Below are 14,966 nucleotides of genomic sequence, written 5' to 3' on the forward strand. Positions count from 1 at the left end.
GCCGCAGGTCCATTCATCCTGCGCGCGCGTCCAAAGCATCCAGCAGCGCTTTCGCCTCTCGCAGGTCGCTCGTGTCGAATCCTTCCGTGAAGCAGCTGTACGCCTCGGACAGCGCCCGCCTTGCCTCCACGGTCTTCCCCTGCCGTTGCAACAGCCTCGCAAGGTCCGACGCCGCGCGCAATTCCAGCGCCCTGGCACCCTGCCGGCGCGCTCGCGCGATCGCTCGGTGAAAACAGTCCAGGGCTTCGTTATCGCGTGCAGGTGCAGTGCCGTCCTTGATCGCCTCTCCAGCCAGATAGATTCCCGTGAGCCGGCAGAGCTCGGCTTCGTAGCAATGCTCGCCGGATTTCTCGACGATCGCCATTGCCTCTTCCAGCGTGTCTCGTGCTGCCCTCTTGTCGCCCGCACGCCAGTAACTGTCGGCGAGCAACGCGAGGGAATATGGCCGCAGGTCTGCGCCGCCGGCTGCCCGCTGCGCGTCGAGGCCCAGCCGCATCTGCGCGATTCCGTCGTGGATGTTTCCTTGCTCGCTCGTCACCCAGCCGCGCAGAAGCGTCCCCCACGCGAGCCAGTAAGGCAATCCGTGCTCGGTCGATACCGCAATGACCGCATCGGCACGCTCGCCGGCAAGCACCGGCTCCCTCCGCAGTTGATGCAAGTGGGCTGCGTAGGTAAGGCTGAACGCCAGAGACGGCCCATAAGCAAGGCCCTGCGCGAGCGTGAGTGCTTCAGCGCTGCGTTTGAGCGCTTGTTCCGGATAGCCCTGAAACCACAAAGTCAATACGAGGTAATTGAGCGCCCGAATACCAGGATCCACCCCGTGCGCGAAGACGTGTGCCTGATGCTGCTTCGGATCGTAGATCGCACAGGCCTGTTCCAGGTTTGCGCGAGCAGCGCCGAAATCGCCCTGCAGGAAAAAGCACACGCCCAGCGCACCATATGCCTCCACGAGCAAGCCCGGATCATTCGCATCCCTGGCAATACCGAGCATCTGGTTGCTCAGATCGGTCGCGATTGCATACTCGCCGCGCACCACATGGTGTATCCGCAAGCCCAACTGCGTCGCAAAGCGTTGCGATGCGTCGCCGGTCCGCTCGCATAACTCGAGCGCGCGCCTGTATGTCACGCCCACCTCGGTCGCGCCATACCCACGGACGTCCATCAAGACCGGCCCGAGGGAAAGCAGCAGCGTCAGTTCCCAATGCGCATGCATCGGCGTATCCGGCAAACGCTCGAGCAGCGCAAGCGCCGCTCCGAGGTGATTCATTGCATCGAGGTGGGCGGCATGACGAAGCGCCTGCTGCGCTGCCCGATGCAGATATTCGACGGCCTTGGGAATGTTTCCGCTCTGACTGTAGTGGTGCGCAAGTTCGCTGCAGTAATCGGCGATGCGCGTCGGGAACAGCACCTCGATCGCCTGCGCAGTGCGCTCGTGCAATGTGGTACGCCGCTCCGTGAGCAACGAGCGCCCGGCCACTTCCTGAGTCAGCGCGTGTTTGAATGAATAATTGACCTCGGGAAAGGCGGGTCGCTCGTAGATGAACTCCGCGGCTTCCAGATGAGCGAGCAGACGACGCAGTTCATCGTCCCGCGCCGGCGCTTCGCTGCAAATTCGCCGGATCAGGCTGAACGGAAACTCGTGGCCGATGACGGCGAGCGCCTGTAGCAGTTCCTTTTCCTCGATGGGCAGCCGATCGATCCGGGCAGCCAGCACGCCCTGCACGGTGGTGGGAATGTGCAGCGTCGCCGGGGTCTCCACGATGCGGTAATGCCCGGCATCGCCGAGCAGCGATTTCTCTTCGACAAGCGTCTGGACCACTTCCTCCATGAAAAACGGGTTGCCCTCCGTCTTCTCCAGAATCAGCTGCTTGAGAGGCACGAGTGTGCGATCTTCGCCGAGCAGCGCCGTAAGCAGTCCTTGAGCATCGGATGGACCAAGCGGTTCGAGACGGATTTTGCTGCAATGACCCGCGCGGTCCCACGCGGGCTGATACTCGGGCCTGTAGTTCACCAACAGGAGTATTCGCTCGTCCGGCACGTGGTCGACCAGGTAGGTGAGGAAGGCTTCCGTCTCACGGTCCAGCCATTGCAGATCCTCGAACAGCAAATGGACCGGCTGATTCCGGCTCTCTCGCGCGAGAAGATTCCTGATCGCGTCGAACGTACGGTCGCGCCGGATCTGCGGATCCATCTCGACCAGTATCGTCCCGCCCTCGCCGATTCCAAGCAGATAGAGGATGTAGGGCACGAGGTCCTCGAAACTGCGCTCGAGCGTGAGCGCCTTGCCGATGACCTTTTCCCGGCAGCGCCGCTCGTCGTCCTGCGTCGTGATCTGGAAATAGTTCTTCAGGAGTTCGATGAGCGGCAAATTGGGAAACGCCTTGCCGTGCGAGACCGAAAACGTTTCCAGCACCAGCGCGCCACGCCGTGAACGCTCCTTGAACTCGTGAAAAAGGCGAGACTTTCCGACGCCCGCTTCCCCCACCACGCCGACCACGCGCCCATGCCCGCCCCTCATTGCCTCCAGCGCCCGGTTCAGATGGCCCATTTCCGTTTCACGGCCGACGAAACGCGCTAGACCGCGATGCGCCGACAGCTGCAGGCGCGTTCGCAACGCTCCCAGGCCAAGCACTTCGTATACGCACAGCGGCGCGGGAATTCCCTTGAGTTGCGTTGCCCCCAGCGCGTTGAACTCGAAATAGCCTTCGGCCAGCTTATGGGTGGACTCGCTGACGAGAATCGACGTGGGCGTGGCAATTCCCTCGATCCGCGACGCGATGTGGATCGTATGCCCGAGCGGATCGTATTCGGTATGCAAGTCGTCGGTGCGGATGGAACGGACGACGACCTCGCCCGTATGAACGCCAACGCGAATTTGCAGAGGAATGCCTTCCTGCAGACGAATGCGGTCGCCGTGCTGCCGCATCGCCTGCTGCATGCGCAATGCCGCGAAAAGCGCTCGCTGCGCATGATCTTCGTGGGCGATCGGTGCGCCGAACAGCGCGAGGATGCCATCGCCGAGCGATTTCGCTACGTACCCTTCGTAGTAGTGGACCGCTTCCATCATCAGCTTGACCACGGGCACGATCAAGCGATGCGCCACTTCGGGATCGAGATCGTGGATCAACGCGGTCGACCCGGCCATGTCGGCAAACAGCGCGGTAACGGTCTTGCGCTCGCCGGCGGGCTCGCCGCGCGCTTCCATGGCCGCGTGTTCGGCACGGATCCGCTCGGCAAGATGATCGGGCGTGTAATGAATGGGGGTTGGCGGCGGCTCCCGATCCGATGGTCGAGAAAACGACGGCGCGGCGGCGGGTGTAGCCAGCGACGCCCCGCAATTGCTGCAGAAGCGGGCTGCCGGCTCGGCCTCATGTCCGCATTGCGGACAAGTGCGGGGCAGCACGGCCTGACACTCCTGGCAGACCCTCGCACCGGGAGGATTCTCGGATCCGCATGTTGTGCAGCGCATAAAACCCTCTTCCTGCCAAGGGTCGATATCGAAACATTATGCGCCACTATCTGCGCGTATTCAGGCCGGCGGGCGTGATCATGCATGCCGACAAGAGAAGAAACCAACGGCTCGACGGTAGTCGATGCGGTGGTCGAGAAACGTCAGCGCCAGTTCGAAAGGCGCGGCATGCGACACTCGACGATCGGCGCATGGCCGAACGCCCGCATTCGGCGCCGCTGTCGATCAACGGGTTGAGATGGCGCCCGGACGGCGTGCCGACCGGCGCGCAACGCCAATAGCGGCGGAGCTTCGCGGCGAGAGAGGTGCTGCTGCACGAGCGCTTTCCGCCCGAGCGCGACACAGCGCGGGATCAAGGGAAAATCCTGAAAAGCCGCCCGTTTCCGCATCGACTTTCCGAACGCGATACGGCAGCCGTGCCGGACATGACGCGCCTGGCCTATGATTCGGGCCGAGGGCAACGCCCGAGAGCGTGCAATGGCATTCACGGGAAATCGCCACGCACTCAACGCGTCGCAACGCATGCGACACGGCCGTCACCGCATTCATGGAGCACCATGTACACGCGCAACGAAGACCTCGAACATTTCATCGCCATCGCCCGGGCCCTGTTTCAGTCGCCCAGGTTGCCGGATGCGGCCCGCCACGCAGCGGCACAAGTTTTCGCTCGCCTCGAGCATCCGTCTCACGACGGCATGCGTGCCGCGAAACGATATCCGGCCTGCGACCTCCTCGATTCCGCGCTCGCGCCCCTTCTCGACGATTCGTCCGACCTGCGCGCCGCGGCACGCGCGCTCAAGACGCTCGAACCCTCGCTGGGCTGGCAACGACGAACGTCGGGGTTGAACGGGAGCGAAGATTACGTCGAGAAGCATGTGAACGGGATGATCTGCGGGCCGGGCGGGATGGAGAGCCGTTACGACGTTCAACTGGGGTTTTCGTTGATCGCGCCCTTTACCCGCTACCCCGATCACCAGCATCTGCCGGAAGAGGCGTACGTGCTGCTGTCCGCAGGCGAATTTCGCCAGCGGGATGGCGCGTGGTTCGATCCGGGCATCGGCGGCGGGCTGCACAACACGCCCAATATCGTGCATGCGATGCGCTCGGGCAGCGCACCGTTTCTCGCGATGTGGTGCCTCTTGCCTTGAGCCGGGCGTCGGGTTCGCAGCCGCTCGCGGATTGCCCGCCGCGATCGGCATACCACGGCCCGCGCCCGATAAATGCGGGCTTTTATCGGTTGCCGACGCCACGCGCCGATATTTCGCAACAATTCGCGCCACTCATTACAAATTCGATTTATTTAAAATAGAAACCAGAATAAATTATTTACCGTCGATCCTGACTTTAAAAATCCATCACATACAATACAGCTGTCGATCCGGGGAATCCCGACCACACACGATCGACATTCCGTTTCAATTCCCGATATTGTTTCAGAAAAATAGCGAAGGAGAAACGATCATGGCTCAAGTTACACTGTGGGGCAGCGTGCAGGGCAACGGCACGGTCGTGGATGGCTCGGGCGGATTCGCCGTGAAACGCGAAAGCACCGGCACGTACCAGCTCTCGTTCAATACCGCATTCATCAAAACGCCCGCGATCGTCGGCTCGCAATGGGGATACGGCGGCGGACAAAACACGCTGGACAACGTGATCTTTCCGGCACTTTCCGGCAGCGGAGCCACGATTCAAACCGGCGACGCAAACGGAAAATATACCGACCGGAATTTCAGCTTCGTCGTCATCGGCTCGATCAGCTAAAAGTCGGCCGGGCTGCATTCCTTCCGGCAACCGGGGGTCTTATTAAAATAAATTTCCGGAAAACCTGAAATATATGCAGCTTCCATGGCACTTGTCACGTCGGCGAGTCCAGGACGCCGGGATGAAGAAAACGAAATCGCTGTATCGCGGGCCCCGATTCCCGGCGTCCTTCATCGGCCATGCAGGCCGCCGGTGTTTTCGCTTCCGGCACGGCTTGCGCGACATCAGGCAGCGGCCGTTCGAACCGCGGCGCGAATCGGAACGTCATCGTGCCCAGCGCGACACTACCGCGCCGCAATCCCCGCGATAAAAAACACGCACGCGGCCGCCGACGCCACCGTGCGCACGTGATTCCACATCGTCCAGTCGTGCACGTAGCGCGTCCACAGCGCCGCGCCTTGCGCGGTCGCCGGATCGGCCGCGGCGAGCGCATCGTTGAGCGGCACGTTGACGGCCATCGTCACCGCGAACATGCCGAACACGTAGAGCACGCCGCCCGCGAGCGCCGCCATCGCGCCCGGCCGATCGCGATCGAACAGCGCGAGCACGGCCAGCGCGAGCGCCATCAGCGTCGTGCCGAGGAACAGCGGCATGAACGGCGAACGCACGATGTCGACGTTGATCGCATTCATCGCGGCCGCGCCGGCCTGCGGCGCGATCCGTCCGAGCGACGTCATCACGAACGTCGAGAACGCGAAGTACACGCCGGCCATCAGCCCGCAGCCGATGGCCAAACCCCACAGCAATGCGGAAGTCGCGAAAGCGATCATGGTCACGCGCTCCACACGCCGGTTGCGGCCGTCGCACGCGCATAGTCGGCGAAATCGCGCGCCGGCCGCCCGAGCGTGTCGTCGATGCCGTGCGCCACCGCGCTGTTACGCCCGTCGAGCACCGTGCCGAACAATTCGTCGAGCAACTCGACGACCGGCTCCGGCACGCCGACCGCGCGCAGCCCCGCGACGAACGCATCGGGCGGAATCTCGCGATACACGATCGGCCGGCCGGCGGCCCGCGCGATTTCGCCGACGGCTTCGGCGAACGCCAGTGCGCGCGGGCCCGTGACCTCGATCACGCGATCCTCGCACCGGGCATCGGTGAGCGCGGCCACGGCCACGTCCGCGATGTCGTCCGAATCGACGAACGGCTCGCGCACCGCACCGGCCGGCAGCGCGACCTCGCCGGCCAGCACGCCGTCGAGCAGGTAGCCCTCGGAGAAGTTCTGGTTGAACCAGCTCGCGCGCACCACACCCCAGCCCACGCCCGACGCCTGCAGCGCGGCCTCGGCGGCCTGCGCGCGGGGCTCGCCGCGCCCGGACAGCAGCACCACCCGCTCGACGCCGCTTTCACGCGCGAGCCGTGCGAATGCAGCGATCGCTTCCACCGCGCCTTCGACGGCGATGTCGGGCTGGTAGGTCACGTACGCGGCCGACACGCCGTCGAGCACGGCGGGCCAGGTCGCGGGCTCGGTCCAGTCGAAGCGGACGGCCGACGTGCGCGACACGGGCCGGGTAGCGATGCCGCGTGCGCGCAGCCGTGCATCGACGCGGGCGCCCGTCTTGCCCGAGCCGCCGACGATGAGGATGGGAAGTGCCGACATGTGCGTCTCCTTTTCTCTCTTGAATGCGAGAATGTCTCGCGTTTGAAAAACACGATAGACTCTCGCATTTGCAACGTCAAGTTTTCCGGAGGCGGCATGGGCCGACAAAAATCGGGGCAGAACGACGAGCCCGAAGCGGCGGCAGCGGACGCGCCGGCGCGCGCGCGGCTCGTGCCGACGCAGCAGCGCAGCCGCGAGCGGTTCGAGCGCATCCTCGCGTGCGCGTCGGACGTGATGATCGAGAAAGGCTGCGACGCGTTCCGGATGAGCGACATCGTCGAACGCACGGGCATCTCGTTCGGTTCGCTGTACCAGTACTTTCCGGACAAGTCTGCCGTGATCGGCACGCTCGCGGAGCGCTACAACGCCGTCGGGCACGACTGCGTGCGGCGCGATCTCGCCGCGATGAAGACGCTCGACGACCTGCACGGCACGCTCGCGCGCATCACGGACAGCTACTACCGGATGTTCGTCGACGAGCCGCTGATGCGCGACATCTGGCGCGCGACGCAGGCCGACCGCGCGCTGCAGGAACTCGACCGGGCGGACGGCGAGTTCCTGGCCGCGCTGTTCGCGGATGCGTTGGGAGACGTGGCGCCCGACACGACACGCGCGCAGCGGCGCGCGTTCGCCGAGCTGATGATGATCCAGATCGCAGCGGCCGTGCGCCACGCGATCACGCTGCCGCCGAAGGCGTCGCGGCAGATCCTCGCGATGTTCAAGCGCATGTTGCCGCGGGATCTGGCGGTGCTGGACGCGTAACGGCAGGCACGCTGCACGCAGTTGTCCATCGTGCGATGGATCGCGCTTTCAAGCGAAATCATGTTCATGCGCCGCCTCCAGATGCGGAATGCGGCAGCACGGGGATGTCATGCGATCAATTCAAATTGAATAGGACATATCCGAGCGAACCGATGCGATAGACGATGACGGCGCGTGCGAGGATCGTCCAGATGCGATTCTCGACATTCGGCGCGCACATCCATGCGGAACGAATCCATGCACAAAACGGCACGATGTAAATGACGAATGCCGCGAGACGCAGCGGTGCCGGAAAATTCGATCCCAGAATCAGCGCCAGCAAGGGGATAAACAGCAGATTAAGCGGTGCGCCAATCAGCCACCAGACTTTCCACAAACGTTCTTCCCCGTTCCAGGCGTTCTTGAAGGTATTTTTCATTGTCCTGATCGTCCAACCATTATCCCCGACGCATCATCCAGTTCTCTGTATCCGGCGATGTTCACGGTAATGTCGAGATCAAATTCTCGGCAATATCAGCGGTACGCTGTTTTTCCCCGTCATCCAGCCGTTGAGCCATTCTCGCCTCGACGAGCGCCGCAGCAGCGCCATACCGCCCCAGACCTGATATGGCATCGAAGCTCGCGCGCGAACGCGCGATCCACGCTGCGCCGATGGCTCTGTCTCTCGGCAGACCGTTACCGGTCAGGAACCGCATGCCGACGGCATACTGCATGAAAAGACCCGTTGTAATTTTCATAGGGTCGAAATTCGAACGCGTTATCTCTTACTTTCCAGTTGCAACTTCGAGCTTCACGATGACGTCGTCAACATAACCGACCCTGACCGGCAAGCCGGCGCGGATCGGTCCGCCATGCGATGCGGTGTTGTTGAAGCCTCCCGTAATCACATAGTCGGAGTACGAGAAGCATGCCTGTTTGACACAGAATCGCTCCATCGCGTGCCCGCCATAAGCCTTGGGTTCAAAGGCGCTTACCTCGCCCTCCACCACGCGAACCTCGCCGGCGGCGATCGCGCTCTGAAGACGATGTGCCGTGGCATACGTGCTTCCGAAGGCAATGGCTGTCCAGAGTATCGCAAAACCCAGCCAGACGAACGGGAAGACCTTGCGCATGAAGGCAGGCCCCTGTACCGGCAGATCGTTGCGAAAGCAGACAAACACGGCACCAACCGCCACGAAGCACAAGCCGTATGCGGGGAACGCCCAGTTCGAAAACCCACTGTTGGCGTAGTCGAATACGATCCGATAGCCGTCGCTGGATACTGCCAACGATACATCGGAAGTCAAAGCCATCAGGGGATTGCGTTGACCCGTGCCGCTTATCGCAATGCAGCCTATCGAAAATGCCACCACCCCAATGCTCATGGCGATCGCCATGATCTTGACCATACGCTCCGTGACATTCTCGTACCGATAGCCGAACTGATCCATCAACTGCAACTCGACGACTTTCTTTGCGCCGCCGGTGAAAATCCAACACGCGAGCCCCCATGCCGTGGCCACCATGACGCCAAAAAACACCATCACCGGCGCGTTGCCGTTCGACGGTCTCAGAAAATCCCAGACATCATGAGCCCGCCCGGACAATATGCCGCCGCCCATCACGATCCACGGCAAGATCTGCAAACCGAAAAGAGCGCGGCCGTAGGCGCGCGCCTGATCGCGAAGCGCATCGCTCCGAAGCGTCGACACGCGGCGGCGTGAACAACGCACGTACTGTACCGTGCTGAACACGATGGCAATCAGCCAGAAGTACCGGCTGAGGATCTGGACGAGTTCGATGATTCGCCTCTTCTCATTGAATTCCCCGGGCTGGCTCGGCGTACTCGGTCTGCCGTTTTCCCGCTTCGACGCGCGGACGGCTTGCAGTGTGGTTCGGAAGCAGGCCGCCGGCAATCGCGGCAGCGCCGCATCACCGACCGACTCTTGCGCTATAGCAACGGTTTCGCCTACTGCTGGATCGTCGCGTTCTTCAACAGTCCACCAACGAACTGCGCACTCGCCTTTTCCAGTGCAAGCGCCTCCAGTTGCTGGCGGATCGTTGCCTGTGCTTGCGGGAACGACGGCACCTGCGTCGGCCGCTTTGCATCGAGCTTCACGATGGCTCGTGCACCATCGATCGGGATCGATGAGGGCGTGACTGCGCCCACGGGCAGCTTTTCGAGCGTCTGCGCGATCGCGACCGGCAAACCGGACGTCTTGCCCTCCGTCGCCGGCGCCTTGAAGCTCGTCCACGGCAACTCGCCGCCGGTCCCGCGGCTCGGCGCGATGCTGTACTGGCGGGCAAGACCTTCAAACGATTTTCCCGCCTTCAACTCGCTCAGCACGGTCGCGGCCGTCGCCGCATCCTGAACGACGATCAGCCGCGGCTTGTATTCGTCCTTCCCGAGCGACGCGACGATCTCGTCGTAGCGCGACTTCACCTGCGCGTCCGTCACCGGGTCGGGTTTCACGTTGTCTTTCAGATAGAGCTGGGTCTCGGCATTCGCCTTCGCCACCTGCATCGCCGCTTGGACTTCCGGCTTGCTGCCGTAGTTCGCCTTCTCGGCTGCCTGCTGGATCAACACGCGCGCAATCAATTGATTCTTGATCGCCTGACGCACCTGCGGCGTGTCCGGCTGCCTCGAGACCCGCAACACGGCGTCGAGTTCCGCCTGCGTGATCGCCGTCCCGTTCACCGTCGCAACAGTGGTCGGCTGCTGCGATGCAGCCGTCGTTTGCGCGGATGCGGTACCGGTCAGTGCACCGGCAAGCGACATTGCGATCAGCGCAGGCATCAGTTTCGTTTTCATCTTCGTTCCGTCTTCGAATGGAAAGGCGCGAAGACATGTCTTCGCCCATATGCGACCGCTCCGCGAGCGATCGGTACGCGTCGATCAATAATTCCAGTTCATCGTGGCCAACACGAGCGTCGCCTTCGAGCCGAGCGCGGCCGGTTGCGTCAGCGCACGCCCGACCAGCAACTCGCCGGACAGAAATTGCTTGTGCCACTGCCATTGCGCGCGCACCCCCGCGCCAGCTCCGGCCAGCGTCGGGAAACCCGACGCGGCGACGAGGCTCGCCTTGCCTGCGTCGAAGAACACGTACGGCTCGATCCGGCCGTCCTTCCACGCCGGCGCGTTCACCCAGGCAAGCTCGTTGCGCGAGTAGAAACCACGATCGCCGGCGATCTCGCCCGAACGGAACCCCCGGACGGTATCCATGCCTCCGAGGTACAGCTGCTCTGAACCGAACAGCGCCATGTTCGTGTACTGCCCGCTCAATACGCCCCGATATGCGAGCAGCGCACGCCCGACCTTCGGCAACGGCAGCGTGAATGCAGCAGTGGCATCCACCTTCGTGAACTGGCTGTGCGCTTCGTCGCGCGTGATGCCGTGCGGATCGTGGTTCGCACCGAACCACGGCAGACCTTGCGATACGCCGCCGTTGACCGTGAAATTACCTTGCGCGTCGTTCATCACGAACTTGTGCAGCCAGTTGCCACCGACGCGCAACACCGCGACGCGCTGCGGATCGAGATCAATGCCGTTGACTTCCCGGTCAGTGCGACGCCACGACAACGTGGTGTCTACGCTGGTGATATCGCTCACGCTGCGTCCAACCAGATAATTCCAGCCGAAGATGTGCGACAGCGTGCGGCCGTATTCGAGCGCAGTCGTGCCGATCACCTGCTGGTATTCCGAATCGGAAATCGTGTAGCTGAACGTATGGCGGCCGAACGGCACCGCGAACGAACCGACGATCGCATTACTGTCGAGGCTGTCGAGGAAGTTCACGCTCAGCGATTCCTGCAGGCCGAGCAGGTTGTCGGCTTCGACGCCAGCCCGGTAACGCGTGACACCCGTGGCCGAACTGCCGTAGTTGTCTACGCCGAGCGTGTAGTAGAGGCGATCACCCGGTTTGTTGCCGATGTCGACGATCGATTCGCCCGGATTCTGGCCGGGCAGGATCTGGACCGTCGCCTGGTTGCGGCGCAGACGGTTGATCTGCGCGACGCCCTGGTCGATGTCGGACAGGCGCAGCGGATCGCCAGACGTCGCTGGGAATGCGTTTTCGTAGCCGGCGTCCGTGATCCAGCCGCCGCCCGCCGACGACTCGCCGGGCTTGAGCCGGTGAACCGGTTTGCCATTGATCGTGAACGCTTCAATTGAACCGACCTGGATCGTGATCTTCAGTGTGCCGGTGGCAAGATTCTGCGGGCCGAGCAGTGCACGCGTCGTAACGAAACCCCGTTCGACGAATACGTCGGTAATCCTCTTCAACAGAACGTTGATGCGATGCGAACCGAGGTCCTGACCGACGAACGGTGCGACGACTGCGTCGAGCCTTTTACCGGACACACCGCTCGGCGGCTCGAACGAACTGCCGTCGGACGCCTGTAGCGTGATCTGCTTCACGGCAAAGGTCGGACCGGATTCGGTGATCGCATTGACCGGCGTGTCCGGCGGAATGTCGAGCGTCGTTTCCGACGTCGGCGCAACTGTAATCGAGGCCGGCGGCTGTTCGAGTTGACGCTGGCGCGCCTGCTCGCGCTGCTGCTCGATGATCAGCTGCGCCGGATCCTGCACGGGGCGGGCGGCCGGGGGCGGAGTCTGCGCGTGCGCCGGCACATGGAATGCAGCGAGGCTCGCGACCAGCAGCGGCAGCTTCAGTCGGGGGAATACGCGTGGTTTCATCGTTATTGTGCGTGCAGGTGCTCGAGCGTCGACGTGGCCGTTCCGATCGCGTCGCTCTTTGCAGCGACCAAGACGATCACGAGAGCGACGAAGGCGATGACGGCCAGCCCGAGTCGATTTTTTGTTCGATAGTTCATGCTTCAGCGCCACCACCACGTCGTCAGGCCCAGATGCTGGTCGATCTGGACGGGCGTGCGCGAGGGAGCGCGTACAGTCGTGATGCCGCCGGACGCCGTGATGCCCTTCCCGCCGCTGAACGAGCCGCCGTCGATCACGCCTTCGCCCGTCAGCGTCACGCTGCCATTGGCGGTGAAGCCGCCGCCGATGTCCATCGCGATGATCTGCGCCCACGTGCTGCCGAAGAACGCCTTGAAGCCGCGGTGCTGGTTGATTGCCGAGTAACCGGTCACGCCCTGTGCGTACGTGATGGGTGCGTCGACCTTGATATCGCCGGTCGCGAAGACGTTTCCGCCGACGTTGCGAGCGACCGTGCCGGCCTTGATGCCGATGTTGCCGCCCGCCTGGATCGTGCCGCCGTACGGCGTGACGTTGCTCGACGCGTCGGCGTGGCAGAAGATCCAGCAACTGCGCGTATAGCTCGCCTGTCCCGTGAAAACCGCGGCGTTGGTGAAGGCGTTCTGCGCGGTGATGTTCACGTCGCCGTCGTTCGATTGAACGATCCCGCCGGAATTCGTGAAGTTGCGGCTCGAGATCGTCACCGGGCCGTGCACGGCGGCGATATAGGCGAGCTGGTCCGGGCTGCTGACCGTCCCGTAGTCGATGTTGAAGCCGCTCGTCGTATGCGTGAAGAACAGGAAGCTGCCGCCGCGGTCTGAATACGCAGTGGGCTGGCCGCCGTTGGTGCCGCCCGTATGGTCGATGATGTTCTGCACGTCGCCGGCCGCGGTGAGGTTCACTGCGTCGTTCGACAGGATGCGGGCGTTGTCGTTGATGATGTTGCCGCCGGCCGTCAGCTTCGTCTGCCCGTTGGCGGCAAACATGATCCCGAGGTTGTTCGCGCTCGAGCGGTTCGTGATGTCGCCTGCGGCGTTGAGGATTACGTCGCCGCCGGTCGTGGTGCCGTCGCTCGCAGTGGTGCCCGCCTGAATCAGGCTGCCGGTGTTGGTGATCGTGCCGCTACTTGTCAGGTTGACCGTGTTGCCTGCGCTCAGCGTCGTCGGGCCGGTGGTGTCGTCGGACAGCGCGATATTGCCGGCCTGAACGTTCACGTTGTTCGCCGCGGTCACCTGTGCGCCCTGCAGCGAAACGGTGCCGGGCGTCGTGAGCGCGACGTCGCGTTCTGCCTTCAGGGAGCCGTCCGCGAGCGCGATGTCGCCGTTCGCGGTGACGACGACGTCGCCGGCGTTCGCGTAGATTTTGCCGAGGCTATGCACCCCCGCGCCCTGGTCGGTGACGATCAACTGGACGCGGCCGGCCGTCAGGCCGCCAGCCGCCGTGATATCGACCGCGACGGCGTTGCTTTTTGTACCCGGCGATGAGGTGCCGATCAGCCAGTCGTGGCCGTTGTCAGAGGGAGAAAAGCCGGTGTCGTAGGTAGCCGTGCTGTCGCCGGCGATCGCGCGGATGCCGCTCGTGGAGCTGGTGAAATCGTTGGTGACCGGGCCGTTGATGCTCAACTGCTTCGCGATCAGGTCGAGGTTGACCAGCGTACCGGATAACCCGCCGCGGCCGATCGTGATTGCGCCGCGGTCGGTCGTGAGCACGACGTTGCGCTGCACGACGCCGGGGGCGAGCGTGAGGTCGTTGAAGCTCACCTGCCCTGTCGACAGCACGACGTGCCCGGTGTTCGTGAAGCTGCCGCCATCGACCGTCACTCCGTTCGGATTCGCCAGGATGACGTTCGCGCGCGGACCGAGGACGTTGATGTTGCCCTGGATCAGCGACGGATTCGTGCTGGTGACCTGGTTGACGATCGTGCGCGCGTTGACGCCAACGTTGTTCAAGTCGGCGCCGGCTTTCGAGACGTTGAAGGACGAGTAGGTGTTGTTCGAAACACCGCCAATTGCAGGTGCGATGTTGACCGTTTGAGGCCCGCCAGCGCCGGTTGACACGGTTGTTGCCGTGTGCCCGTCAGCGGCTATCACGCCAGCATAGACAGTGTATGGAAATGCCATCCACACTAACGCCAAGCCGCACCGAAATTTGTCGTTCCGCATCCCAACCTCGAATCAATTTTGATAGTTCTATTTCGCTCGCTATTTGCATGGGGAAACGAGGCAACAGCTGAAATTTCTCGAAAAATGTGACGCTTCAGCAGAGGCTTTCTAGTTGCGATGCTTTAATATCGCGGCATCCCATACAGCTTCGAATTCTTCCTTGGCGATTTCGACTGGCTCAAACCGAGGGTCAACCTTAATCTCCGCCACGGACGGCAGCGGTTCGATACTTAAGGATGAACCCCCAACGGATTTGTCTTGATCAGCGAATCCCATCTTTCCGTCTGCGTAAACTTCCACCTTTCTGAGCTCCCACCTGCTGGAGTCGAGTTCGCTGTAGATCCATACTGGTTCGGATGGAATCGTATGGATCCATTTAACGCGGATGTACATCATCACGTTCCTTTCACCGGACCGCTGCCGACGATCCGCCCTGTTAGGTCGAGGGGAGTTTCGTTCGGAACGACGAATACTCCTAGTCTCCCCTGTACAGCCGTTAAGCCCGGTCACATCGATGGCAACGTA

13 protein-coding genes are annotated in these 14,966 nt (G+C 62.7%); 3 read left to right on the plus strand and 10 right to left on the minus strand.

Going from position 1 to position 14,966, the window contains the following annotated elements; translation table 11 throughout:
- Nucleotides 1-13: 13 nt before the first annotated feature.
- The gene (locus MRS60_RS34510) at nt 14-3,469 is read right to left on the minus strand and encodes an adenylate/guanylate cyclase domain-containing protein (protein ID WP_243567063.1); all 3,456 of its coding nucleotides are present in this window, start codon (nt 3,467-3,469) and stop codon (nt 14-16) included.
- A 557-nt stretch (nt 3,470-4,026) separates the two neighbouring features.
- Here MRS60_RS34510 and MRS60_RS34515 point away from each other — a divergent pair.
- Together MRS60_RS34515 and MRS60_RS34520 are read left to right on the plus strand one after the other, a co-directional pair.
- Entirely contained in the window at nt 4,027-4,617 is a 591-nt protein-coding gene (locus MRS60_RS34515; protein WP_175748090.1) for a dimethylsulfoniopropionate lyase, read from the plus strand.
- A gap of 31 nt (nt 4,618-4,648) precedes the next feature.
- A complete protein-coding gene (locus tag MRS60_RS34520; RefSeq protein WP_243567065.1) occupies nt 4,649-5,230 on the plus strand; it encodes a hypothetical protein in 582 nt (193 codons plus the stop codon).
- A 284-nt stretch (nt 5,231-5,514) separates the two neighbouring features.
- Here MRS60_RS34520 and MRS60_RS34525 read toward each other — a convergent pair whose 3' ends face one another.
- Complete coding sequence (locus MRS60_RS34525; RefSeq protein ID WP_243567067.1) at nt 5,515-6,000, minus strand: DUF1772 domain-containing protein; 486 nt, start codon at nt 5,998-6,000, stop codon at nt 5,515-5,517.
- Between the two features lie 2 nt (nt 6,001-6,002).
- Nucleotides 6,003-6,827: an NmrA family transcriptional regulator gene (locus MRS60_RS34530; RefSeq protein ID WP_243567069.1), complete on the minus strand. Its 825-nt coding sequence runs from the start codon at nt 6,825-6,827 to the stop codon at nt 6,003-6,005.
- Nucleotides 6,828-6,923: 96 nt separating this feature from the next.
- Here MRS60_RS34530 and MRS60_RS34535 point away from each other — a divergent pair, with 96 nt between their 5' ends.
- Entirely contained in the window at nt 6,924-7,589 is a 666-nt protein-coding gene (locus MRS60_RS34535) for a TetR/AcrR family transcriptional regulator (protein WP_217589086.1), read from the plus strand.
- A gap of 115 nt (nt 7,590-7,704) precedes the next feature.
- Here the strand turns inward: MRS60_RS34535 and MRS60_RS34540 are convergent, their stop codons facing one another.
- The 7 genes from MRS60_RS34540 to MRS60_RS34570 all read right to left on the minus strand — a co-directional run bounded on the left by MRS60_RS34540 (nt 7,705) and on the right by MRS60_RS34570 (nt 14,837).
- On the minus strand, nt 7,705-8,007 hold the full coding sequence (locus MRS60_RS34540; RefSeq protein WP_217589085.1) for a hypothetical protein: 303 nt from the start codon (nt 8,005-8,007) through the stop codon (nt 7,705-7,707).
- A gap of 61 nt (nt 8,008-8,068) precedes the next feature.
- Nucleotides 8,069-8,326, minus strand: a complete 258-nt coding sequence (locus MRS60_RS34545) for a hypothetical protein (RefSeq protein ID WP_217589084.1) — start codon at nt 8,324-8,326, stop codon at nt 8,069-8,071.
- Nucleotides 8,327-8,353: 27 nt separating this feature from the next.
- Complete coding sequence (locus tag MRS60_RS34550) at nt 8,354-9,484, minus strand: hypothetical protein (protein WP_243567071.1); 1,131 nt, start codon at nt 9,482-9,484, stop codon at nt 8,354-8,356.
- A gap of 53 nt (nt 9,485-9,537) precedes the next feature.
- Nucleotides 9,538-10,380, minus strand: coding sequence for a peptidylprolyl isomerase (locus MRS60_RS34555; protein WP_217589080.1), 843 nt, complete (start codon nt 10,378-10,380; stop codon nt 9,538-9,540).
- Nucleotides 10,381-10,464: 84 nt separating this feature from the next.
- Nucleotides 10,465-12,264, minus strand: a complete 1,800-nt coding sequence (locus tag MRS60_RS34560) for a ShlB/FhaC/HecB family hemolysin secretion/activation protein (RefSeq protein WP_243567444.1) — start codon at nt 12,262-12,264, stop codon at nt 10,465-10,467.
- Between the two features lie 140 nt (nt 12,265-12,404).
- The gene (locus MRS60_RS34565; RefSeq protein WP_243567072.1) at nt 12,405-14,399 is read right to left on the minus strand and encodes a filamentous hemagglutinin N-terminal domain-containing protein; all 1,995 of its coding nucleotides are present in this window, start codon (nt 14,397-14,399) and stop codon (nt 12,405-12,407) included.
- A 150-nt stretch (nt 14,400-14,549) separates the two neighbouring features.
- Nucleotides 14,550-14,837, minus strand: a complete 288-nt coding sequence (locus MRS60_RS34570; protein ID WP_243567445.1) for a DUF6881 domain-containing protein — start codon at nt 14,835-14,837, stop codon at nt 14,550-14,552.
- Nucleotides 14,838-14,966 lie beyond the last annotated feature (129 nt).

Origin of the sequence: Burkholderia pyrrocinia, from assembly GCF_022809715.1 — a bacterium.
Taxonomy (GTDB): Bacteria; Pseudomonadota; Gammaproteobacteria; order Burkholderiales; family Burkholderiaceae; genus Burkholderia; species Burkholderia pyrrocinia_C.